This window comes from Pseudomonas sp. NFPP12 (assembly GCF_900103205.1).
GTDB lineage: Bacteria > Pseudomonadota > Gammaproteobacteria > Pseudomonadales > Pseudomonadaceae > Aquipseudomonas > Aquipseudomonas protegens.
The window spans coordinates 42,366-62,159 of record NZ_FMWW01000009.1 but is presented as its reverse complement, the minus strand read 5'-3'; the positions used below and the strand labels follow the sequence as shown (position 1 = coordinate 62,159).

Sequence of the window (19,794 nt, the reverse complement as noted above, 5' to 3'; positions counted from 1 at the left end):
CAGGCAGGAAGCCGCCGCCACCGGCCCGGACTCCGGCGCAGTCGGTCCCGGGATTGTTCGGCAGCCTCGAGGCCCGGGCATCGTCCAATGGGACTAGCGCCCGCCACGGCCAAAACACTTAGTCTGGTTGGACGATGTCCGGGCGGGCCGCTGCTTCCATAGTCGCTCCTGCTGCACTTCCCCCCCCTTACATCGCAGGTCGGGCGGGCCTGACCTGGGCACGAGGACGAGATGACAAAAACAATAATCGCCCCACCATCGCTACTCCCCCGACTGCACACTGCCCTGCTGATACTGGCCGGCGGGCTGGGCGGACCGGCCAGCGCCATGACCTTCCAGCCCAACGAGGATCTGACTGTCGACTGGGACACCACCCTGACCTACAGCCTGGCCTGGCGTACCGAATCCCGGAGCCACAAGCTGGTGGCCAATGCCAACGGCAACGATGGCGACAACGCTTTCGCCAGGGGCAGCCTGATCAACAATCGCAGCGGCTTTCTTACCGAAGCCAACCTGCGCTGGCGTGACGACTACGGCTTTTTCATTCGCGCCGACGGCTTCTACGACAACGTCTACGACCGCGACAACGACAACCCCAGTGGCACCTCCAACTGCTTTGCCGGCGGCAACTGCAGCCGTCCCGACCGTTTTTCCCAGGACACCATCGACCAGCACCGCAACGACCTGCGCCTGCTGGACGCTTATGCCTATGGCACCTGGAACCTGTCCGGGCACAACCTCAACGTACGCCTGGGCAAGCAGGTGGTGAGCTGGGGCGAAAGCCTGTTCTACCCGGGGATCTCCGCGGCCCAGAGCCCGGTGGACGCCACCAAGTCGACCACCCCCGGGGTCGAGGTCAAGGAAGTGCTGCTGCCGGTGGGCCAGCTGTTCACCCAGTTCAGCCTGAGCGACAGCCTGGACGTCCAGGCCTACTACCAGTACCAGTGGCAGAAGACCGACCTGTTCGGCGTGGGCAGCTTTTTCTCCACCACCGACTACATCGATCGCGGAGGGGAAAACGACGCCACAGGCTTTGTCCACCGCCTGAAGAACGACACCCCGAGCAACAGCGGCCAATACGGCCTGGCCTTCACCTACGCCGCCGAATCGCTGAACAACACCGAGTTCGGCCTGTACTACTCGCGCTACCACGACAAGACCCCGTCCCTGGACTTCCAGAGCCAGCTGGGCAGCTACCGGGCAATCTACTTCGACAACATCGATCAGTACGGAGCGAGCTTCTCCACGGTGCTTGGCGACACCAGCATCGCCGGCGAGGTCAGCTACCGCGACGGCCAGCCGGTGATGGTGGACAACGGTTTCGCCAGCCCGGTGCGAGCCAAGACCCTGCAAGCCCAGGTTTCGGTGATCGAAGTGCTGGGGCCCACTTCCTGGGCCGACAACACCACCCTGACTGGCGAGCTGGTGTACAACCAGGTGCTGAGCAACGACAGCTCGCAGCCGACCCAGCTGGCCCCGGGGTTCAGCCTTCCGGGTACCGACAAGCTGCTCTACGACCGCTCAGCCTGGGGCTACACAGTGCAAGCCAGCTTTGACTACAACGACGTGTTCACCGGCTGGGACCTCTCGGTCCCGATCACCTTCAGCACCGCCGCGCACAACGACAGCTCCCTGGTGGGCTCGATCAACTCGGGCCAGGGCGACGACCGCGCAAGCATCGGCAGCTCCTGGCGCTACCTCGGCAACTTCACCATCGAGGCCCGCTACAACGCCTACCTGGGCAACGCCAACAACAGCCCGCTGGCGGACCGCGACAACCTCGCCCTCAACTTCAAGTACCGGTTCTGATTCCCTGCCCCAAGGAGCACAGCATGTCGAGCACTATCTACACTCAGTTGTTGCGCACGACCCTGGCCGCCAGCCTGCTGGCCGCAAGCCTGGCGACCCAGGCCAAAGTCAGCCCCGAGGAAGCCGCCCGGCTAGACCGGGACCTGACCCCCATGGGTGCGGAGCGGGCCGGCAACGCCGACGGCAGCATTCCTGCCTGGTCGGGAAAGTGGCTGGGCCTGCCCCCTCAGCTCAAGTACGACGGCCCCGGCAGCCCCTACCCCGATCCTTATGCGGCGGAAAAACCGCTGTTCGTGATCACCGCGGCGAACATGCAGCAGTACGCCGCCAACCTCACCGATGGGCAGAAGGCGCTGTTCAAACGCTACCCGCAGACCTTCACCATGCCGGTATACCCCAGCCACCGGGACTTTCGCTTCGACCAGCGACTGTATGACGCCATCAGGAAAAACGCCGTCAACGCCGAGCTGATCAACGACGGCAACGACACCCGCAACGCCTGGGCCGCCTCGCCGTTCCCGATCCCCAAAAACGGCAGTGAACTGATGTTCAACCACACCCTGGCCGGCCGCGCCTACACCGAGGAGGCCAACTACCAGCAGGCGGTGGTGTACTCCAACAAGGAGCAGGTGCTGGAGCAGGTCAACTACAAGATCTATTCGATCTGGTCGGCCCCGGACAAGACCCCCGAAAGCGCCAACGGCGTGCTCACCAACTTCCTTCTGACCACCCTGGAGCCGATCCGCAAGAAGGGCGAGATCATCGTCGGTCGCGAGTTCATCACCCCCACCGCCGCGCCGCGCCAGGCCTGGCAGTACAGCCCCGGGCAACGCCGGGTGCGACGCGCACCAACGGTTGCCTATGACTCGCCCACCGGCGCCGGAGGCTTTCGCGTGCAGGACGAGGACCGCCTGTTCAACGGCGCTCCGGACCGCTACGACTGGACCATCATCGGCAAACGAGAGATCTACATTCCCTATCACAACTACCGGATCGACGATTCCAGCGTGAATCTTGCGCAGATTCTCGCCACCACCGGCCACGTCAACCCGCAGTACATGCGCTACGAGAAGCACCGGGTCTGGGTCCTGCAGGCGACCCTCAAGGAAGGTGCACGGCATATCTATGCCAAGCGCGTGCTCTACCTTGACGAGGACACCTGGGCCGCCACCCTGGCCGACAACTACGACAGCCGTGGCCAGCTGTGGCGCACCAACATGCAAACCTCGGTCTACGCCTATGAGATGCAGCGCTACCAGGCGCGCCTGGGGATCTACCAGGACCTGATCGCCGGCTCCTACCTGGTCGACCGACTGCTGGTGGATCAGAAACCGGCCAAGCTCAATGCCAGCAACTTCGTCGATGACGACTTCACCCCGGGCAACCTGCGCAAGCTCGGTACCCGCTGAACCCGGCTGGCCCGGGCGGTTCACACTCCCGGGCTGGCTATCGCGCCGGCTGGCGGGCCAGCCCGCCAGCCATGCCCGGCAGGCTGCAAAATCGCCTGCCTGCGGCGCTTCAGGCTCAGGCTGGTACTTGCCCTGCCACCATCGAGTGCGCGCTGAAACAGCATTCGACCAGCTTCCATTGCCCGGCAATACACCGGTAGCGGTCCTGATAGATTCCCCCCAACTGGCGCGTGGCGCCACTCTCGGCATCCAGGTTGAAGTAGTACAGCGCCCAGCGCCCCCGGGCCTGATCCTCGCCGAGCAATTCAATCTCCGGGTTGGCGCCATGGTGGATGTCGATCACTCGTGGCTGGCAAGCCAGTTCCTGATACAGCGCGAGAAAGCTGTCGCGATCGCGAAAGCTGCCCAGTGGGCCGTAGTCGATCAGTATCTCGCCCTCGGCAAAGCAGTCGCGGATCACCTCCACCTGCTTCAAGTCACAAGCATTCAAGTAGCGATGCTTCAACTGGCGGATCGCTTCTAGCGCCTCCAGGCGGGCAATACGTTGTTCAAGAGTCATGGCACAGGCCTCGCAATCATCGTGGATCGACGCCGGGTGGCGGTCATCGTGCGTGCTTGTTCACCAGCCGCACATGCCAGGAAGTGTATCGACCGGCCGGCGCCGGCTGATCGTCTGTTGGGACTAGCCCCTGGCGCTCGATCCCACTCACGAAGCGGTTGCCCCACGGGCACTAGTCCGTTTGGTGGATTCGGCAAAGTGGCTCAGGCCCGACCCTGTCCTTCGCAGGACCCACCTGCCGTCGACCATCAACAGAGGAATCTGCCCGCCATGGAAAAAGTCATCTATCTGCTCTGGCGTGACCCCAGCAGCACCGATGAAACATTCGCCCGGCACGTGCGCCACGAGGTCATAGGGCAACTGCAAGCCCTGGGCGCCCAGGGCCTGCAGTTGAACCTGGCGGATAGCGAAGTCGCTCCCGCTGCGGCCCTGCGCCAGGAGAACCGGCCACGGCTGCCGGATGCCTGCCTGTCGCTGTGGCTGGACAGCGCCAACGCCGCTCCCCGGGCGCCTTTCGACCGGGTATTGGCACAGGCCACGACCCGCCTGGCGGCCTATCTGGTGTGCGAGTCCGAAGCGATCCGCAACACCCGTTTCCCCCCCTCACCTGGTGAGCGGACTTACGGCTTCGCCCAGGTGGCCCTGTTGACACGCCCGCCGCGCCTGACCCCGCAGACCTGGCTGGAGATATGGCGCAACCAGCACACAGAGGTTGCCATCGTCACCCAGGCCAACTTCCAGTACGTGCAGAACCTGGTGGTAGCGGCCCTGACCCCGGACGCGCCGCCCATCGACGCCATTGTCGAGGAATGCTTCCCGCCCGCGGCGATGACCGACCCCCAGGCCTTCTTCGACGCAACGGGAGACGAAGCACGGTTCGAGAAAAACCTGGCGGCCATGATGCAAAGCTGTGCGCGCTTTATCGACTTCGACAAGATCGATGTACTACCCACCAGCCAATATCGATTCTGACGCCTGGCCGGGCACTTTTGCGCAACGCCAAAGCCCGACGCCAGGCGTCGGGCTTTGGTATCGGGCTTCGCCACCCAAAGGCCGACGCTGTCGCTTCAGCCGAGCGCCTTGCGCAGCTCTGCCGTTGCTTGTGCCAGCACCTGGGCGGCGCGTTCGACAAAGGGCGACAGGCTGATGAAGCCGTGGATCATCCCCTCGCAGCGCTGCAACCGAACCGGTACAGCGCTTGCCTGCAAGCGCCTGGCGAAGGCTTCGCCCTCATCGCGCAGCGGGTCGAACCCGGCGGTGATCAAGGTCGTGGGCGGCAGGTCGCCCAGATCTTGCGCGCGCAACGGTGAGGCCAGCGGTTCATCGACCAGGGAGGCTCCGGCACCGTACAGGCTCCAGAACCACCTCATCATCGCGGCCGTCAGCATGTAGCCTTCGGCAAAGTCGCGGTAGGAAGGACTGTCGCACGCGGCGTCGAGTACCGGATAGAACAGGCATTGGTGGCGGATCTTCGGTCCCTGGCGCTGCGATGCCAGGCGGCTGACTGCCAAGGCCAGGTTGCCACCGGCACTGTCCCCGGCAAGCGCCAGGCGTGAGCCGTCGATACCCAGCTCGGCCGCGTGCTCCACCAGCCAGCACGTGGCCGCGTAGCAATCGAGCGGCGCGGCCGGGAAAGCCGCCTCCGGTGCCAGCCGATAAGCCACCGACACCACCACGGCCCCGGTCTGGCTGGCCAGGGCCCGGCACAGGTAATCGTGGGTATCGAGGGTGCCCATGATGAAACCGCCACCATGAAAGAACACCAGCAGCGGCAGGCGCTCCTGATCCAGCGGACGATAGAGCCGGGCATCCAGTTCGCCGGCATCGCCAGCCACGCGCAACTCGCGCACTTCATGCATGGCCGCGCCAGGGGGCATGGCCATCAGGTTATCGGCGAACTGCCGGTACTGGGTCGCGTCCAGCTGGCTGAAGTCCGGCGGCGCCAAGCCCTCCAGAGATTGCAGTACAGCGGCGATCTGCGGATCAAGAGACATGGTCGGCCCCCTCGGTGTCAGGCATACGGAACTGCGGATTGGTTTCGTCGAGGATGCTGCGCACCCGGCGCTGCAGGGCCTCCTTGAAATCCTTGTGGGGCAAAACCCAGAAACGCTTGGCATCGATGGCATCGAACACCAGCGTGGCCAGTTCGGCGGGGCTCATGCCCTCGCGAATGCGTCCATCAAGCAACTGGCTCAAGCCATCGCCAGCGGCATCGCTGTGCTGGTTCGAACCCATGATGGCGCTGGCCACGGGGCCCGGGCAGATCACCGAAACCGCGATGGGCGCGCCCAGCAGCGCCAGTTCGTAATGCAGGGTTTCCGAAAGCGCCACCACCGCCTGCTTGGTGACGTTGTAAGGCGCCAGCAACGGGCTGCTGAGCAAGCCGGCCAGGGACGCGGTGTTGATCACATGGCCACCACGGCCCTGGCGCAGCAGCAGCGGCAGGAAACTGCGGATGCCGTGGATCACTCCGTTGAGGTTGATGTCGAGCATGCGCTGCCACTGGGCCTGGCTGATCTCCCAGCTGTAGCCGGTCTGCATCACCCCGGCATTGTTGAACAGCAGGTCGACGCCACCAAAGGACTCGACGGCGCAATCGCGCAAGGCCTCGACCTGGGCCAGTTGCCCAACATCGGTAACCCGGCTCACCACCTCGGTTGCGTTGGCCCGCAAGGCGTCACAGACCCGAGCCAGCCCGGGGGCATCCAGGTCCGCCAGCACCAGGCGCATGCCACGCCGTGCGGCCTCTTCGGCCAGGCCCCGGCCAATCCCGCTGGCGGCGCCGGTAATCACTGCTACCTGCCCTGTTTGACTGCTCATCGATAACTCCTGCGGTGGTCAAAGGCCTCAGTAGAGCCGGCTGGCCGGCACTGGCCATCGTCCATTCAGACGATGCCCCAAGGCACAGGGGCGGCAGAATCGATCAGGAGTGCAAGCACCGCCGGGCTTCGGCCTGAGGCCACGGCGGCCCCACCGTGACCCGGAGAAGAACAAGAGATGAACACCCTGCACCGAATCGAGACTCAACCCCTGCAATCACGCTACGCCAGAGGCTGGCATTGCCTGGGGCTGGCGGCCCAGTACCGCGACGGCAAGGCCCACCGCCTGGATGTGTTCGGCACCCGGCTGGTGGCGTTCGAGGGCGAAGACCGCCAGTTGCACATTCTTGACGGCTACTGCCCGCACATGGGCGCTGACCTGAGCACCGGCTGCATCGAAGGCAACGCGCTGCGCTGCCCCTTTCATGCCTGGCGCTGGGGCGCCGACGGCGTCTGCGACGACATTCCCTACGCCAAGCGGATTCCGCCACGCGCACGAATCAAGAGCTGGCCGCTGATGGAGGAAAACCAACTGTTGTTTGTCTGGAATGACCCCCAAGGCAACCCGCCCATCGAGCAGCAGCGCATACCGCGGATCGACGCCTGCTTCGACGAACAATGGGCCAACTGGGAAGTGGCGGAGCTGAAGATCGAGACCAACTGCCGTGAACTGATCGACAACGTCGCCGACATGGCGCACTTCGGAACAGTCCATGGTGCCCCGGTGCAGGCCTTCAGCAACCGCTTCGAAGGCCATCTGGCCACCCAGGAAATGCGCGCCCGCAGCGAACGCCTGTCCGGCGACAGCGAGCTGAGCACCACCGCCACCTACTTCGGCCCGGCCTACCAGATCACCGAAATGACCGGCGCGATGAACGGCCAGCCGATCCATTCGATCCTGCTCAACTGCCACGTACCCATCGACCTGGACAGTTTCACCCTGCGCTACGGAGTGCTGGTGAAGAAGATCCCCGGCCTCAGCGAAGAACAGAACCAAGCGATGGCCAAGGCCTATGTGCAACAGGCCCAGGAAGCCTTCTACGAGGACGTGGCGATCTGGCACAGCAAGACCCGGGTGGACAATCCGCTGCTGTGCGACGGTGACGGCCCGGTGTACCAGTTGCGCAAATGGTACGAGCAGTTCTACACCGATATCGAAGCCTTGCCGGCCGGCACCCAGGAGGCACGGGACTTCATCGTACGCGAGGGCCAGAACCTCTGACACAGGACCTTTTTCACCCCTGATCCGCCCCGGAGAGCTGCCGATCAGATGCCTTGCAAGAACCATTGCGCGCCAGCGATGCCGACCCTACTCTCGGCCACCGCTACTACCCAAACAATAATAAAAACGGTTTTCGCCATGCAGAAGAACCTCAGCCTTGAGACGTTCAGTGACCTGATCGGCAATCTCTACCAGGGGCCCATGGAAAACATTCCATGGGCCACCTTCCTCAACCAGCTCAACCTCCATCTGAACAGCAAATACGTGACCTTTATCCTGCGCCCGCCCAGCGCCCAGGTGGATGGGCTGATGGTCAACACCACCGGCAGCTCCAGCGAGGTCACCACCTCCTACAACACTCACTTCTTCAGCCTCGATCCGTTCGTCGACCTGCCCAACCGCCAGGTGGTGACCCTGGCGGAGTTCGTCTCCAACGACGACTGGTTGCAATCGGAGTTCTACCGCAACTTCCTGGAGCCGGTGGGGGTGTTCCATATCCTGGGCGCCGACATCAACACCAGTGAAGGCGCCCAGTGTCGCCTGCGCATCAGCCGCGGACGCGACGACCAGCCATTCGACCAGCAGGAAAAGGAGCTGCTGGCGCAGTTCGTGCCGCACCTGGAACGCTCGATCAAGATGCACATGAAGCTCAACCGCATCGAAACCGAGCGCAATCTCTATGCTGGCGCCGTAGACCAGATGGCGGTCGGCACCATCATCCTCGACGAGACCGGCAAGGTGTTGCAGACCAACCAGGTGGCCGAGCGGCTGATCCAGGAAAAGGACGGCATCAAACTGGTCAACGACGGCCTGCAGGTCGGTACCGCCCGCGACACCCAGGAATTTCGCCGCCTGGTGAAACAGTCGCTGCTGTCGCATAAACGCAGCAACCCTTCGGTGGTCGAGGCGCTGCGGGTGCAACGGCCCTCGGGGCGCGCCGACCTGGGCATCATCGTACGCTCGGTACCGCTCTCTGCCTGGAGCGAAGGCAAGCGCTGCCCCACGGTAGTGATCTTCATCAGTGACCCGGAGCAGCAGTCCTGCGCGCCCCAGGAGATCGTCCGGGTGCTGTTCGACTTCACGCCGGCCGAAACCCAACTGGCCATGCTCCTGGCCAACGGCCTGACCCTGGACGAAGCCTCCCAGGAGCTGGGCATCAGCCGCAACACCTCCCGCGCCCACCTGCGCTCGACCTTCTCCAAGACCGGAGTCACCCGCCAGACCATGCTGGTGCGCCTGATCCTGCGCAGCGTGGCCACCTTGGGCTGAGCGCCCGAAGAAGGTTCGCCGGCTGACGCTGCACCACCCGGCTCGCGTCCCGCCGGCTAGTCCAATCGGACGAGGCCGGACCCAGGGCTACGACATAAGGTCGACCTACAAGAACAACACCGCCGTGGAGGCTCGCCATGCGCAAATCCACCCTTTGCCTGCTGCTGTTCATCATCATCGGCACCAGTGCCGGCGCCTATCAGGTCTTCAAGAAACCGGCCTACCGTGCCGCCAGCATGCTCAGCCAGTGCGCCGCCAATCCCTGCTATCCGCCCCAGGTACGCGGCCTGCTGCCCTGAACCCCCGGTGTGGGCGTCCAGGGTGCGCCCTGTGCATCAGGTGGGCAGTACGCCACGGGCCCGGGACAGAGTCAGCGCCAGGTCTTCGATCATGTCTTCCTGGCCACCGACGGTGCCGCGCCGGCCCAGCTCCACCAGCAGCTCGCGGGCCGAGATGCCGTACTTGCGCTCGGCACGCTTGGCGAACAGCAAAAACGAGCTGTAGACCCCGGCGTACCCCAGCGTCAGCGCATCACGGTCGAGCCGGATCGGCTGGTCGAGCATGGGCACCACCCGGTCCTCGGCGACATCCATGATCGCGTACAGATCCACTCCGCTGCTGACACCCATGCGCTCCAGCACCGCCACAAACACCTCCAACGGCGTATTGCCCGCCCCGGCACCGAGCCCCGCCACCGAACCATCGATGCGCGCCGCCCCGGCCTCGATCGCCGCCAGGGAGTTGGCGATCGCCAGGCCCAGGTTGTGATGGCCGTGGAAACCGACCTCAGTCCCGGGGTTGAGCCCCTGGCGCAGCACGCCGATCTTCTCGCTGACTTCATCGGGCAGCATGTAGCCCGCCGAGTCGGTGCAGTAGATGCAGTTGGCGCCGTAGCTCTGCATCAGTTGCGCCTGCTGCAGGAGTTTCTCGGCGCTGAGCATGTGCGCCATCATCAGGAACCCCACCGTATCCAGGCCCATCTTCGCCGCCATGCCGATGTGCTGGCTGGAGACATCGGCCTCGGTGCAGTGGGTCGCCACCCGCACCGTGCTCACCCCGTGCTCGTGGGCCATGCGCAAGTGGTCGAGGGTACCGATGCCCGGCAGCAGCAGTGCCGAGACCCTGGCCTGTCTGAGCTGCGGAATCACCGCGGCGAAATACTCCTCGTCGCTGTGAGCCGGCAGGCCATAGTTCAGCGACGCGCCGCCAAGGCCGTCGCCGTGGGTGATCTCGATCAGCGGCACCCCCGCCGCGTCGAGCCCGGTGGCCACCGAGATCATCTGTTCCAGGCTGATCTGGTGGCGCTTGGCGTGCATGCCGTCACGCAGGCTCATGTCGTGCAGAACAACGCTTCTACCTTGCAGATTCATGGCAATTCTCCGGTCAACGAACAGGCAGTTGCAGGGCGCCCCGGTGGGCTTCTTCGGCAAACATCTCGGCGGTGCGCAAGCCGGCGGCGGTCATGATGTCGAGGTTGCCGGCGGACTTGGGAAGGAAATCCCCCAGCCCCTCGACCTCGATGTAGATGCTCACTTGGTTGCCGTCGAACACCGGGCCGTTGATCAGCTTGTAGCCCGGCACATAGCGCTGCACTTCCTTGACCATGCGCAGCACCGAGGCGCGGATCGCCGCCTGGTCGGGCTCCTGGTCGGTCAGGCAGTGAATGGTGTCGCGCATCATCAGTGCAGGTTCGGCCGGGTTGATGACGATGATCGCCTTGCCGCGCCGGGCACCACCGATGCGCTGCACAGCCTCGGCGGTGGTGCGAGTGAATTCGTCGATGTTCTGCCGGGTGCCCGGGCCCACCGAGGCCGAAGACACGGTGGCGACAATCTCGCCGTAGCTGACCGGCTGCACCTGGGCCACCGCGGCCACCATGGGGATGGTCGCCTGGCCGCCACAGGTGACCATGTTGACGTTCAGCGCCAGGCTCTGGGCGTGTTGCTGCAGGTTCACCGGCGGCACGCAGAACGGGCCGATGGCCGCCGGGGTCAAGTCAATCATGATCACCCCCAGGGCATTGAGCTGGCGGCTGTTCTCGGCGTGGACATAGGCCGAGGTGGCGTCGAAGGCGATGCGAATATCGTCGTCCAGGACATGAGGCAGCAAACCGGCCACCCCGTCCGAGGTGGTCTTGATGCCCAGCTCCCGGGCGCGTTCGAGGCCCGCGGACTGCGGGTCGACACCCACCATCCACACCGGTTCGATCCATTCTGAACGGCACATCTTTAGTAACAGGTCGGTACCGATATTGCCCGGGCCGATAATGGCCGCCTTGAGTTTCTTGCTCATTCACATACCCCCTTGGGTCAGGCGCAGAACGACACCCGGGCACTGCCCAGGCCATCGATGGTCAAGGAAAAGTGATCGCCGGCCCGGGCCGGTTCCAGGGGCACCAGGGACCCGGAGAGAATGATTTCCCCGGCCTTGAAGGCAATCCCGAAAGCGCCCAGGGTGTTGGCCAGCCAGGCCACCGCGGTCAGGGGGTTGCCCTGCACTGCCGAACCCAGCCCCTCGCTGATCAGGCACCGGTTCTTGAACACCTGCATGCGCAGGTTGGGCAGGTCCAGGTGGTGTGGGTCGGCCCGCTCCTCCCCGAGCACGAAAACCCCGCAGGAAGCGTTGTCGGCCACGGTGTCCTGGATGCGGATGCGCCAGTCGTGAATCCGCGAATCGACGATTTCAAAGCACGGCGCCACCCATTCGGTGGCGGCCAGCACCTGGGCCTCGGTGACGCCGGGGCCCAGCAGGTCGTGCTTGAGCTTGAAGGCGATCTCGCCCTCGGCCCGGGGCTGGATCAGGCGGTTGCCCGACAGGGAAATGCTCGCGCCGTCGGCAAATGCCATGCCCTGGGTGATAAAGCCGAAATCCGGCTGGTGCACGCCGAGCATCTGTTGCACCGCCGCCGAGGTCACGCCGATCTTCTTGCCGACGATACGATCGCCGTCCGCCACCCGCCGCTGGATGCCGTACAACGAGATCTGGTAGGCGTCCTCGATGCTGATGGCCGGCCAGCGTTCAGTCAGCGGTGCCAGGGTCCGGCCCTGGCGCAGGGCCTGGTACAGCTCTTCGCCGTACTGCTGTTGCAGGGTCTGGCTCATGGCTGCGGCTCCGCAAGAAAGTCCAGGCACTGGCGGTTGAACAGCTGGCGGTATTCAACCATCACCCAGTGCCCGCATTCGCTGAGCAGCAGCATGCGGATCTGCCGGCAATGCTCCATCAACGTCTGCGCCCCGGAGGCCGGGCAGAACTGATCGTTGACGCCCCAGAAACCGAGGATCGGACAACTCAGCTCGGCCAGGCGCGCCGTCAGGTTCGGCACCTGCATGGTGGACAGCACCTCCTGGGGTTGCTCCTGCACCACCGCGACCCGCTCGGCGACCGTTTCGTCGCTGATCAGGCTCGGGTCGAACAGTTGCAGGCTCAGCAGGCGACGCATGCCGGCGGCGTTCCGCAACTCCCCCTGGGCAAACGCTGCGGCCATCTGCTGGATACCGGCCATGCGCAGGTAGTACTGCTCCTTGTCCATCAACCCACCGGGGGCCATCAGCACCAGGCGGCTGACCCGCCGTGGCTGGTCCAGCGCCAGTTGCAGGGCAATCGCGCCACCCAGGGAGTTGCCGATCAGCACGCAGCGGCCAATGTCCAGGGCATCGAGCAAGCCACTCAGGGCCTCGACGAAAAAGTCCAGGGTGTACTGGGCCAGCGGTTTGTCCGAGGCGCCGTAGCCCGGCAGGTCGGGAACGATGCAGCGATAGCCGGCGGCGGCGAACGCCGGGTAGTTGCCCTTGAAGTTGCTATGGCCGCTGGCACCCGGGCCGCTACCGTGGATGAACACCACCGGATCGCCGCTGCCCATGTCCTGGTAATGCAGTTGCATACCGTTAGGCAGCGTCACTGTCCGCCCCTGTGCTGAAGCCTTCATCTCCGGTCCTCCGGCCTGTTGTAGTGGGCCGATTGTGGGCAGCCCACGGGCCTGCAACATCGTCCGACAGGACTAGCCCACCTAGTCCCTTTGGACGTTGGAGGGCCAGGGCACGCGCTCTAGGATCAACGCCTCGACAACAGCCCAGAACGAGGCAGGCATGCACGATCCGATGGATTTCAAGGGCCGCGTGGTGCTGGTCACCGGCGGCGGCAAGGGCGTTGGGCGCGGCATCAGCCAGCGCTTTCTGGACTGTGGCGCCACGGTGCTGATCTGCGGGCGCCAGGCTCCGGAGCAGGTGCCCGCCTGCGCCGCACGCAAGGCCCTGTTCATCACCTGCGACCTGCGACAGGCAGAGCAGTCCCAGGCGCTGATCGACCAGGTGCTGGAGCGCTGTGGCCGGCTCGATGTGCTGGTCAACAATGCCGGGGGTGCGCCTCATGCCGAGGCCGCCAGCGCCTCGCCGCGCTTCAGCGAGGCGATCATCCGCCTCAACCTGCTGGCACCATTGAACCTCTGCCAGCAGGCCAATCGGGTGATGCAGGCCCAGGCCGAAGGCGGCTGCATCATCAATATCGCCAGTGTCAGCGCCAGTCGCCCCTCCCCCGGCACCGCCGCCTACGGCGCAGCCAAGGCGGGGCTGTTGAGCCTGACTCGTTCACTGGCGGTGGAGTGGGCCCCCAAGGTGCGCCTCAACAGCCTCAGTGCCGGGTTGATTCTCACCGAGCAGGCAGCCTTGCACTATGGCGACGCCGCCAGCCTGGCACGGGTCGCCGCCGGCATTCCCCTGCAACGCCTGGCCCGCCCCGAAGACATCGGGGATGCCTGCCTGTACCTGGCCTCGCCCCTGGCCCGCTATGTCAGCGGCAGCGATCTGCTGGTGCATGGCGGCGGCGAGCGGCCGGCCTTTCTCGATGCGGCCCAGGCCCGGGCCTGAACCCCGTATGCCAAACGCTGCCGCCGCTGGCGGCAGATCGCTCAACGTTTCCAGGAGGCATCAATGTCCGCAATTGCCAGCCACAGTGTCCTGCTCAACCTCGACAGCGCCACTGCCTGGGCCATCCTGCGCGATCTGCGCCTGGCCCCGCATTATGTTCCAGGGCTGACCGGCTGCCGCCTGCACCCGGGGCCGGAACAGCAGGTGGGCGCCAGCCGCCGGGTATTTCGCAAAGGCGGGCAATGGCTGGATGAAAGCGTGGTGCAGTGGCAGGAGGGCCAGGGTTTTGCCCTGCGTCTGCACCGGGAACAGGCCGGTGCGCCCTTTCCCTTTCGCCAGGCATGCTTCCACTATCAGTTGCTGGGCGACGGGCCCGCGACCCGGGTCATCACCAGCCTGCATTACCAGATGCACGGCGGCCGCCTGGTGGAACGCTTGCTGGGCAAAGCCATGAACCAGGTAGTGAGGCAGATCGCCGAGAATCTCAAGGCGTTCTACGAGACCGGGCGCACCCAGAATCCGGACTTCAAGTAGCAGGTTGCGGCGAGGCAGGCACACGGCGCCCCGCCGCCCTGGCCTTCAGCCCTGCGGCTGGATGTTGACGGGGCCCCAGTACGCCTTCATCGAGCGGATCAGGCCCTGCTCGTCGAACTCCATGACATCGATCACCTGCAACGAGCAGGGCTCGCCCTGCCAGAGCATATCGACGCGAAAAGCCATTGCCCCGCAGCCATTGAGGGTGGCCCGCACCGGGCCGGTGAGAGTCGCTGCGACCTTGATCTGGCCCAGCCCCTGGCGATAGAAGTCGCCAATGGCAGCCAGGCCGCGCAACGCTGGCTGGCCCACCGGGTCTTCCACCACGGCGTCCTCGGCGTAGAGCGCGACAATCGCCTCGATGTCGCCGGCATCCACCTTTTGCACGTAGCCGGCCATGATCGCCTGGATTCGTTCGCTACTGATCATTACTGCCTCCTAGACCACTTCGAACAGGGCGGCGGCCCCCATGCCACCACCAATGCACATGCTGACCACCACATAACGCACGCCACGGCGCTGGCCCTCGATCAGGGCGTGACCCACCATGCGCGCCCCGGACATGCCGAACGGGTGCCCCAGGGCAATGGCGCCGCCGTTGACGTTCAGGCGTTCCATGGGAATGCCCAGGGTGTCGCGGCAATGCAGTACCTGGCAGGCAAAGGCCTCGTTCAACTCCCACAGGCCGATGTGATCCACCGTCAGGCCGTGACGCTTGAGCAACTTGGGAATCGCGTAGATCGGGCCAATGCCCATTTCATCGGCGTGGCAGCCGGCCACCGCCAACCCCCGGTAGATACCCAGGGGCTCCAGCCCGCGGCGCTCGGCCATCCGCGCACTCATCAGCACCGAGGCCGAAGCGCCGTCGGACAACTGCGAAGCGTTACCGGCGGTGATGAAGCTTCCGGGCCCGGACCACTCGCCACCGCCCCACACCGGCTCCAGGGCGCTGAGGCTGGCCAGGCTGGTGTCGCTGCGATTGCACTCGTCACGCTGCAGGGTCAGGGTTTCGTAACGGGTTTCGCCGCTGGCCTTGTCGAAGATCGCCTTGCGGCTGCTCATCGGCGCCAGCTCCCGATCGAAACGCCCGGCCTCCTGGGCACGGGCGGTGCGCAGTTGGCTCTCCAGGCTGTAGGCATCCTGGGCCTGGCGCGAGATACCGTAGCGTTGGGCGACGATCTCGGCGGTTTCAATCATCGGGATATAGGCTTGCGGGTCTTGCTCGATCACCGCCACGCTCTGATTGCGGTAGGTGTTCTTGTGGCTGTTCTGCACCAGGGAAATCGACTCCAGGCCACCGGCCACGGCAATCTCGATTTCATCGCAGATGATGCCCTTGGCCGCTGTGGCGATGCTCATCAGCCCCGAGCCGCACTGGCGATCCAGAGCCATCCCGGCCACCGTCGCGGGCAGGCCGGCGGCCATGGCGCACAGGCGTCCCAGGTTGTAGCCCTGAGTGCCTTGCTGGGCAGCAGCGCCCATCAACACATCATCCACTTCACCGGGCTCGACCCCGGCGCGGCGCAGCGCTTCGCGCACCACATGGCCACCCATGCGAGGTGCCTCGGTGTCGTTGAAGGCACCGCGAAAGGCCTTGCCGATCGGTGTGCGAGCGGTGGAAACGATGACGGCTTGGTTCATGCTCTGATCCTCGAATAGACAACTGGCCGGTTCAGGCCGGGTAGTAACGACTGATGGTGTCGACCACGCAGCCAGGACGTTCCTGGCCCTGGATCTCGACGCTGACCCGCAGGGTCGCCTGGACCCCGCCCTTGACCTGCTCCACGGCCACCAGCCGGGCACTGCCGCGCACCCGCGAGCCGACGCTGATCACCGCGGGGAAGCGCACCCGATCGCAACCATAATTGACCCCCATCGCCAGCCCGCGGACTTCGACGATTTGCGGCAGGAACAGGTTGACCAGGGCCAGGCTCAGGTAGCCATGTGCAATGCAGGCACCAAAAGGCCCGCTGGCGGCCCGCACCGGATCGACGTGAATCCATTGGTGATCGCCGGTGGCATCGGCGAACAGGTCAATGCGCCCCTGCTCCAGCAGCAGCCAGTCACTGACGCCCAACTCCTCGCCGACGGCATCGGCAAGGGCAGCGGGAGTGGCAAAGATCCGCGGCATGTTCAGGCCCTCTGGCTGGAGACCGAGAGCACTTCCCCGGTCATGTAGGAGCTGTAGTCGCTGGCCAGGAACATCATCACGTTGGCCACTTCCCAGACCTCGGCGGCGCGGCCGAAAGCTTCGCCGGCGGCCAGGTGCTCAAGCACCGCCGCCGGTGCGCTGCGGCGCAGGAAGTCGTGCATGGCGATGCTCGGGCTGACGGCGTTGATACGAATCCCGTGTTCAGCCGCTTCCAGCGCCGCGCAGCGGGTCAGGGCCATGACCCCGGCCTTGGCCGCGGCGTAGTGGGACTGTTCTTTCTGGGCCCGCCACCCCAGCACCGATGCGTTGTTTACGATGACCCCGGCACCACGGCGGATCATCCCCGGGAGGATCGCCCGGGTCATGCGCATGGTCCCGGTGAGGGTCACATCCAGCACCCGCTGCCACTCCGCGTCGGGCATGTCCAGCAAGCGTCGCGAGCCGCCAAGGCCGGCGTTGTTGATCAGCACGTCGACCCCGCCCAGTTCGCGCTCGCCGCAGGCCACCAGATGCCGGACCTGGGCTTCGTCGGCAACGTCGCACAACTCGCCGTGCACCGCCTCAAGCCCGGTGGCCTGGCGAATGCCCGCCACTGCCTCGGCCAGCCGCCCCGGATGAATGTCACTGAGCATCAACGCCCGACAGCCCTCCTCCGCCGCCCGCAACGCCGCGGCATAGCCGATGCCGGCACCGGCGGCCGCGGTGATCAGCACCGACTTGCCCCGCAGCAGGCCGTGGCCCTTTACATATTCAGGAACCGCCATGAACACACTCCTCGATCAAGAACCCGCGCGCGGTTCCCGGGGCATGCCCAGGGCGCGCTCGGCGATGATGTTGCGCTGGATTTCATTGCTGCCGCCGTAAAGCATGTCGGCACGGGAGAACAGGAACAGCGCTTGCTCGGGGCTCAGCACATAAGGCGCTCCCGGTAGCAGTTCGGCGTCGGCGCCGAGCACGTCCATCGCCAGTTTGCCGAGGCGCGCATGCCAGGTGGACCAGAACAGTTTGTAGATGCTGGCCTCACGGCTCAGGCTGCCGTCCTGGGGGCCGCTGAGCATGCGCAGCGAGTTGTAGCGCATGGTCCGCAGGCCGCACCAGGCCTCGGCCAGGCGCTGGCGCAGCAACGGATCGCGGGCCGCGCCATTGCCGCGGGCAATATCGATGATCCGCTGCAATTCGTTGTGGAACTGCATCTGCTGCCCCAGGGTGGAAACCCCGCGCTCGAAGCCCAGCAGAGCCATGGCGATCTTCCAGCCCTCGCCCGGACGGCCGACGATATTCTCGGCTGCGGTACGGGCGTCATCGAAAAACACCTCGTTGAACTCCGAGGTGCCGGTCATCTGTTCGATGGGGCGCACCAGCACGCCGGGCTGGGCCATGGGCACCAGCAGGAACGACAACCCTTGATGGCCGACGCTGCCGGCTTCGGTGCGGGCCAGGACAAAGCACCAATCCGCTTCGTGAGCCAGGGAGGTCCAGACCTTTTGCCCCTTGATCAACCAGTCGCCGCTCGCCGGGTCCTGGCGGGCCCGAGTCTTGACGTTGGCCAGATCGGAGCCGGCGTCGGGCTCTGAATAGCCCTGGCACCAGAACGTTGTGCCATTGCGGATACCCGGCAACAGACGGCGCTGCTGTTCTTCGTTACCGAAGGCGGCGATGGTCGGCCCCGCCAGGCCCTCGCCGATATGGCCCATGCGTCCGGGCCCTCCGGCGCGGGCATATTCTTCATGGAAGATCACCTGCCGGCTGATGGACAGGCCGCGCCCGCCATGCTCCGCGGCCCAGCCGACACAGGTCCAGCGCCCCTCGGCAAGGCGCCGCTCCCAGGCTTTGCGTGCCTCGGGAAAACTGTGTTCGTCCCCCGGACCGCCGCGAAAACGCAAGGCGGCAAACTCACCGCACAGGTTGGCCGCCAGCCACTGCGCCACCTCCTGGCGAAACGCCTCGTCCTCTTGGCTGAAACCGATCTTCATGGCTGTTCCCCCAAAATCCGTGTGGCGATCTGTTCGCGGTGCAGCGCCGGTGAGCCAAGAAAGGCCTCGCTGGCCCGGGCACGCTTGAAGTACAGGTGCGGATCGTATTCCCAGGTGAAACCGACGCCGCCGTGCAACTGGATCGATTCGGCAGCGCACTGGTAATAACTTTCCGAGCACTGGGCCTTGGCCAGGGCCGCGGCCAATGGCAACTCCTCGGCCACCTTGGCGTCGCCTGCCGGGGCCAGCACCTCTTGCCCCACGCAAGCGGCGTAGTAGCTGGCCGAACGGGCACACTCCAGTTGCAGCATCAGGTCGGCGGCGCGGTGTTTGAGGGCCTGGAAGCTGGCGATCGGACGGCCAAACTGGCGACGCTCCTGCATGTAAGCCAAAGTCAGGTCGAGGACCTGCTGGGCACCACCGACCTGCTCTGCCGCCTGGACAATGCAGGCCAGTTGCAAGACCCGTTCGAGTACCGGCCAGGCCGTGCCGTAGTCCCCCAGCAGGTGCTCTGCGGGCAGGTACAGCTGACGCAGCTCGATGCGCCCCAGGCGCCGGGTCTGGTCCAGGGTCGGCAGGCTCCGGCGCTGGATCGCCAGGTGCCCGGCCTCCACCGCGAACAGGCTGATCCCGTCGGTGCCCACGCTGTGCGGGTGGCGCGCGGCAATGATCAACAGCTGCGCGCTGTGGCCATCGGGCACATGTTCGAGCACCCCATCGAGGAGGTAGCCATCGCCTTCGGCCAGCGCACTGACCTGTACCTGCCCTGCGCCCCAGCCATTGCCGCTGCTGCTGGCCAGTGTCGCGGTAAGCGAACCTTCGGCGATCCGCGGCAGCCAGCGTTGCTTCTGCGCCGCCGAGGCTCCCAGAAGCAGGGCCGGAGTGGCCAGGCAGGCGGTGGCGAAGAATGGCGAGCACAACAGCCGGCGCCCCATCTGCTCCAGGAGGATCGCCAGCTCGACGAACCCCAGCCCCAGGCCGCCGTACTCTTCGGGAATATGAATTGCCGGCCAGCACAGGTCCCGGCACAGGCGTTGCCACAGCGCCGGGTCATATCCCAGCTCGCTGGCCATGGCCGCACGCACGGCGCCGGTGGTGGAAACGTCGGCGAGAAACTCCTCGGCCGACGCACGAATCATTTCCTGCTCGTCGCTGAATGCAAAGTCCATCGCTCACGCCTTGCTTG

Annotated in this window: 21 protein-coding genes; 8 read left to right on the top strand and 13 right to left on the bottom strand. The window is 65.3% G+C overall.

Going from position 1 to position 19,794, the window contains the following annotated elements; translation table 11 throughout:
* The first annotated feature begins 231 nt into the window (after positions 1–231).
* Entirely contained in the window at positions 232–1,809 is a 1,578-nt protein-coding gene (locus BLS75_RS30850; protein WP_072452552.1) for a DUF1302 domain-containing protein, read from the top strand.
* A gap of 23 nt (positions 1,810–1,832) precedes the next feature.
* On the top strand, positions 1,833–3,218 hold the full coding sequence (locus BLS75_RS30845; RefSeq protein WP_072452550.1) for a DUF1329 domain-containing protein: 1,386 nt from the start codon (positions 1,833–1,835) through the stop codon (positions 3,216–3,218).
* 115 nt (positions 3,219–3,333) lie between these two features.
* On the opposite strand, the gene BLS75_RS30840 is transcribed toward BLS75_RS30845, so the two are convergent.
* Positions 3,334–3,777 (bottom strand): nuclear transport factor 2 family protein, encoded by a 444-nt coding sequence (locus tag BLS75_RS30840; protein ID WP_072452548.1) that lies wholly within the window; start codon positions 3,775–3,777, stop codon positions 3,334–3,336.
* A 270-nt stretch (positions 3,778–4,047) separates the two neighbouring features.
* Between BLS75_RS30840 and BLS75_RS30835 the strand changes: the two genes are divergently transcribed.
* Complete coding sequence (locus BLS75_RS30835; protein WP_072452546.1) at positions 4,048–4,749, top strand: EthD domain-containing protein; 702 nt, start codon at positions 4,048–4,050, stop codon at positions 4,747–4,749.
* Positions 4,750–4,844: 95 nt separating this feature from the next.
* Here the strand turns inward: BLS75_RS30835 and BLS75_RS30830 are convergent, their stop codons facing one another.
* Together BLS75_RS30830 and BLS75_RS30825 are read right to left on the bottom strand one after the other, a co-directional pair.
* On the bottom strand, positions 4,845–5,771 hold the full coding sequence (locus BLS75_RS30830; protein WP_072452545.1) for an alpha/beta hydrolase: 927 nt from the start codon (positions 5,769–5,771) through the stop codon (positions 4,845–4,847).
* Positions 5,761–6,597 (bottom strand): SDR family NAD(P)-dependent oxidoreductase, encoded by an 837-nt coding sequence (locus BLS75_RS30825; protein ID WP_072452543.1) that lies wholly within the window; start codon positions 6,595–6,597, stop codon positions 5,761–5,763. Before BLS75_RS30825 ends, BLS75_RS30830 begins: the two co-directional genes overlap by 11 nt.
* 177 nt (positions 6,598–6,774) lie before the next feature.
* Between BLS75_RS30825 and BLS75_RS30820 the strand changes: the two genes are divergently transcribed.
* The 3 genes from BLS75_RS30820 to BLS75_RS32475 all read left to right on the top strand — a co-directional run bounded on the left by BLS75_RS30820 (position 6,775) and on the right by BLS75_RS32475 (position 9,386).
* Positions 6,775–7,818, top strand: coding sequence for a 3-ketosteroid-9-alpha-monooxygenase, oxygenase component (locus tag BLS75_RS30820; protein WP_072452541.1), 1,044 nt, complete (start codon positions 6,775–6,777; stop codon positions 7,816–7,818).
* Positions 7,819–7,956: 138 nt separating this feature from the next.
* Positions 7,957–9,087, top strand: a complete 1,131-nt coding sequence (locus BLS75_RS30815; RefSeq protein ID WP_072452539.1) for a helix-turn-helix transcriptional regulator — start codon at positions 7,957–7,959, stop codon at positions 9,085–9,087.
* Positions 9,088–9,224: 137 nt separating this feature from the next.
* A complete protein-coding gene (locus BLS75_RS32475; protein WP_176876786.1) occupies positions 9,225–9,386 on the top strand; it encodes a hypothetical protein in 162 nt (53 codons plus the stop codon).
* Between the two features lie 36 nt (positions 9,387–9,422).
* Here BLS75_RS32475 and dmpG read toward each other — a convergent pair whose 3' ends face one another.
* Genes dmpG through BLS75_RS30795 form a run of 4 tightly spaced genes read right to left on the bottom strand, consistent with a single transcriptional unit; the run spans position 9,423 to position 13,012 of the window.
* Complete coding sequence (gene dmpG, locus BLS75_RS30810; protein ID WP_072452537.1) at positions 9,423–10,457, bottom strand: 4-hydroxy-2-oxovalerate aldolase; 1,035 nt, start codon at positions 10,455–10,457, stop codon at positions 9,423–9,425.
* Between the two features lie 13 nt (positions 10,458–10,470).
* Positions 10,471–11,379 carry an acetaldehyde dehydrogenase (acetylating) gene (locus tag BLS75_RS30805; protein ID WP_072452535.1) on the bottom strand — a complete coding sequence of 303 codons (909 nt, stop codon included), beginning with the start codon at positions 11,377–11,379 and terminating at the stop codon, positions 10,471–10,473.
* A 17-nt stretch (positions 11,380–11,396) separates the two neighbouring features.
* Entirely contained in the window at positions 11,397–12,188 is a 792-nt protein-coding gene (locus BLS75_RS30800; protein WP_072452533.1) for a fumarylacetoacetate hydrolase family protein, read from the bottom strand.
* Positions 12,185–13,012, bottom strand: coding sequence for an alpha/beta fold hydrolase (locus BLS75_RS30795; RefSeq protein WP_072452530.1), 828 nt, complete (start codon positions 13,010–13,012; stop codon positions 12,185–12,187). Before BLS75_RS30795 ends, BLS75_RS30800 begins: the two co-directional genes overlap by 4 nt.
* Before the next feature lie 160 nt (positions 13,013–13,172).
* On the opposite strand from BLS75_RS30795, the gene BLS75_RS30790 reads away from it, so the two are divergent.
* Both BLS75_RS30790 and BLS75_RS30785 read left to right on the top strand, forming a co-directional pair.
* Positions 13,173–13,949 (top strand): SDR family oxidoreductase, encoded by a 777-nt coding sequence (locus BLS75_RS30790; RefSeq protein WP_072452528.1) that lies wholly within the window; start codon positions 13,173–13,175, stop codon positions 13,947–13,949.
* A gap of 63 nt (positions 13,950–14,012) precedes the next feature.
* Entirely contained in the window at positions 14,013–14,483 is a 471-nt protein-coding gene (locus tag BLS75_RS30785; protein ID WP_072452526.1) for an SRPBCC family protein, read from the top strand.
* 45 nt (positions 14,484–14,528) lie between these two features.
* Here the strand turns inward: BLS75_RS30785 and BLS75_RS30780 are convergent, their stop codons facing one another.
* Genes BLS75_RS30780 through BLS75_RS30755 form a run of 6 tightly spaced genes read right to left on the bottom strand, consistent with a single transcriptional unit; the run spans position 14,529 to position 19,777 of the window.
* Positions 14,529–14,912, bottom strand: a complete 384-nt coding sequence (locus tag BLS75_RS30780; protein WP_072452523.1) for a steroid Delta-isomerase — start codon at positions 14,910–14,912, stop codon at positions 14,529–14,531.
* Between the two features lie 9 nt (positions 14,913–14,921).
* A complete protein-coding gene (locus tag BLS75_RS30775) occupies positions 14,922–16,124 on the bottom strand; it encodes an acetyl-CoA C-acyltransferase (RefSeq protein ID WP_072452521.1) in 1,203 nt (400 codons plus the stop codon).
* 31 nt (positions 16,125–16,155) lie between these two features.
* Entirely contained in the window at positions 16,156–16,614 is a 459-nt protein-coding gene (locus BLS75_RS30770; RefSeq protein ID WP_072452519.1) for a MaoC family dehydratase, read from the bottom strand.
* 2 nt (positions 16,615–16,616) lie between these two features.
* Positions 16,617–17,399, bottom strand: coding sequence for an SDR family oxidoreductase (locus tag BLS75_RS30765; RefSeq protein WP_072452517.1), 783 nt, complete (start codon positions 17,397–17,399; stop codon positions 16,617–16,619).
* Positions 17,400–17,414: 15 nt separating this feature from the next.
* Complete coding sequence (locus BLS75_RS30760; RefSeq protein WP_072452515.1) at positions 17,415–18,608, bottom strand: acyl-CoA dehydrogenase family protein; 1,194 nt, start codon at positions 18,606–18,608, stop codon at positions 17,415–17,417.
* Positions 18,605–19,777, bottom strand: coding sequence for an acyl-CoA dehydrogenase family protein (locus BLS75_RS30755; protein ID WP_072452513.1), 1,173 nt, complete (start codon positions 19,775–19,777; stop codon positions 18,605–18,607). The genes BLS75_RS30760 and BLS75_RS30755 overlap by 4 nt, the downstream gene beginning before the upstream one ends.
* Positions 19,778–19,794: the final 17 nt, after the last annotated feature.

Bases quoted from the DNA above. Each gene is read 5' to 3' on its own strand.
- BLS75_RS30760 (WP_072452515.1), bottom strand. From the start codon at position 18,608: ATGAAGATCGGTTTCAGCCAAGAGGACGAGGCGTTTCGCCAGGAGGTG.
- BLS75_RS30830 (WP_072452545.1), bottom strand. From the start codon at position 5,771: ATGTCTCTTGATCCGCAGATCGCCGCTGTACTGCAATCTCTGGAGGGC.
- BLS75_RS30825 (WP_072452543.1), bottom strand. From the start codon at position 6,597: ATGAGCAGTCAAACAGGGCAGGTAGCAGTGATTACCGGCGCCGCCAGC.
- BLS75_RS30790 (WP_072452528.1), top strand. From the start codon at position 13,173: ATGCACGATCCGATGGATTTCAAGGGCCGCGTGGTGCTGGTCACCGGC.
- BLS75_RS30815 (WP_072452539.1), top strand. From the start codon at position 7,957: ATGCAGAAGAACCTCAGCCTTGAGACGTTCAGTGACCTGATCGGCAAT.
- BLS75_RS30770 (WP_072452519.1), bottom strand. From the start codon at position 16,614: ATGCCGCGGATCTTTGCCACTCCCGCTGCCCTTGCCGATGCCGTCGGC.
- BLS75_RS30835 (WP_072452546.1), top strand. From the start codon at position 4,048: ATGGAAAAAGTCATCTATCTGCTCTGGCGTGACCCCAGCAGCACCGAT.
- BLS75_RS30820 (WP_072452541.1), top strand. From the start codon at position 6,775: ATGAACACCCTGCACCGAATCGAGACTCAACCCCTGCAATCACGCTAC.
- BLS75_RS32475 (WP_176876786.1), top strand. From the start codon at position 9,225: ATGCGCAAATCCACCCTTTGCCTGCTGCTGTTCATCATCATCGGCACC.
- BLS75_RS30805 (WP_072452535.1), bottom strand. From the start codon at position 11,379: ATGAGCAAGAAACTCAAGGCGGCCATTATCGGCCCGGGCAATATCGGT.
- BLS75_RS30755 (WP_072452513.1), bottom strand. From the start codon at position 19,777: ATGGACTTTGCATTCAGCGACGAGCAGGAAATGATTCGTGCGTCGGCC.
- dmpG (WP_072452537.1), bottom strand. From the start codon at position 10,457: ATGAATCTGCAAGGTAGAAGCGTTGTTCTGCACGACATGAGCCTGCGT.
- BLS75_RS30785 (WP_072452526.1), top strand. From the start codon at position 14,013: ATGTCCGCAATTGCCAGCCACAGTGTCCTGCTCAACCTCGACAGCGCC.
- BLS75_RS30840 (WP_072452548.1), bottom strand. From the start codon at position 3,777: ATGACTCTTGAACAACGTATTGCCCGCCTGGAGGCGCTAGAAGCGATC.
- BLS75_RS30775 (WP_072452521.1), bottom strand. From the start codon at position 16,124: ATGAACCAAGCCGTCATCGTTTCCACCGCTCGCACACCGATCGGCAAG.
- BLS75_RS30765 (WP_072452517.1), bottom strand. From the start codon at position 17,399: ATGGCGGTTCCTGAATATGTAAAGGGCCACGGCCTGCTGCGGGGCAAG.
- BLS75_RS30800 (WP_072452533.1), bottom strand. From the start codon at position 12,188: ATGAGCCAGACCCTGCAACAGCAGTACGGCGAAGAGCTGTACCAGGCC.
- BLS75_RS30795 (WP_072452530.1), bottom strand. From the start codon at position 13,012: ATGAAGGCTTCAGCACAGGGGCGGACAGTGACGCTGCCTAACGGTATG.
- BLS75_RS30780 (WP_072452523.1), bottom strand. From the start codon at position 14,912: ATGATCAGTAGCGAACGAATCCAGGCGATCATGGCCGGCTACGTGCAA.
- BLS75_RS30850 (WP_072452552.1), top strand. From the start codon at position 232: ATGACAAAAACAATAATCGCCCCACCATCGCTACTCCCCCGACTGCAC.
- BLS75_RS30845 (WP_072452550.1), top strand. From the start codon at position 1,833: ATGTCGAGCACTATCTACACTCAGTTGTTGCGCACGACCCTGGCCGCC.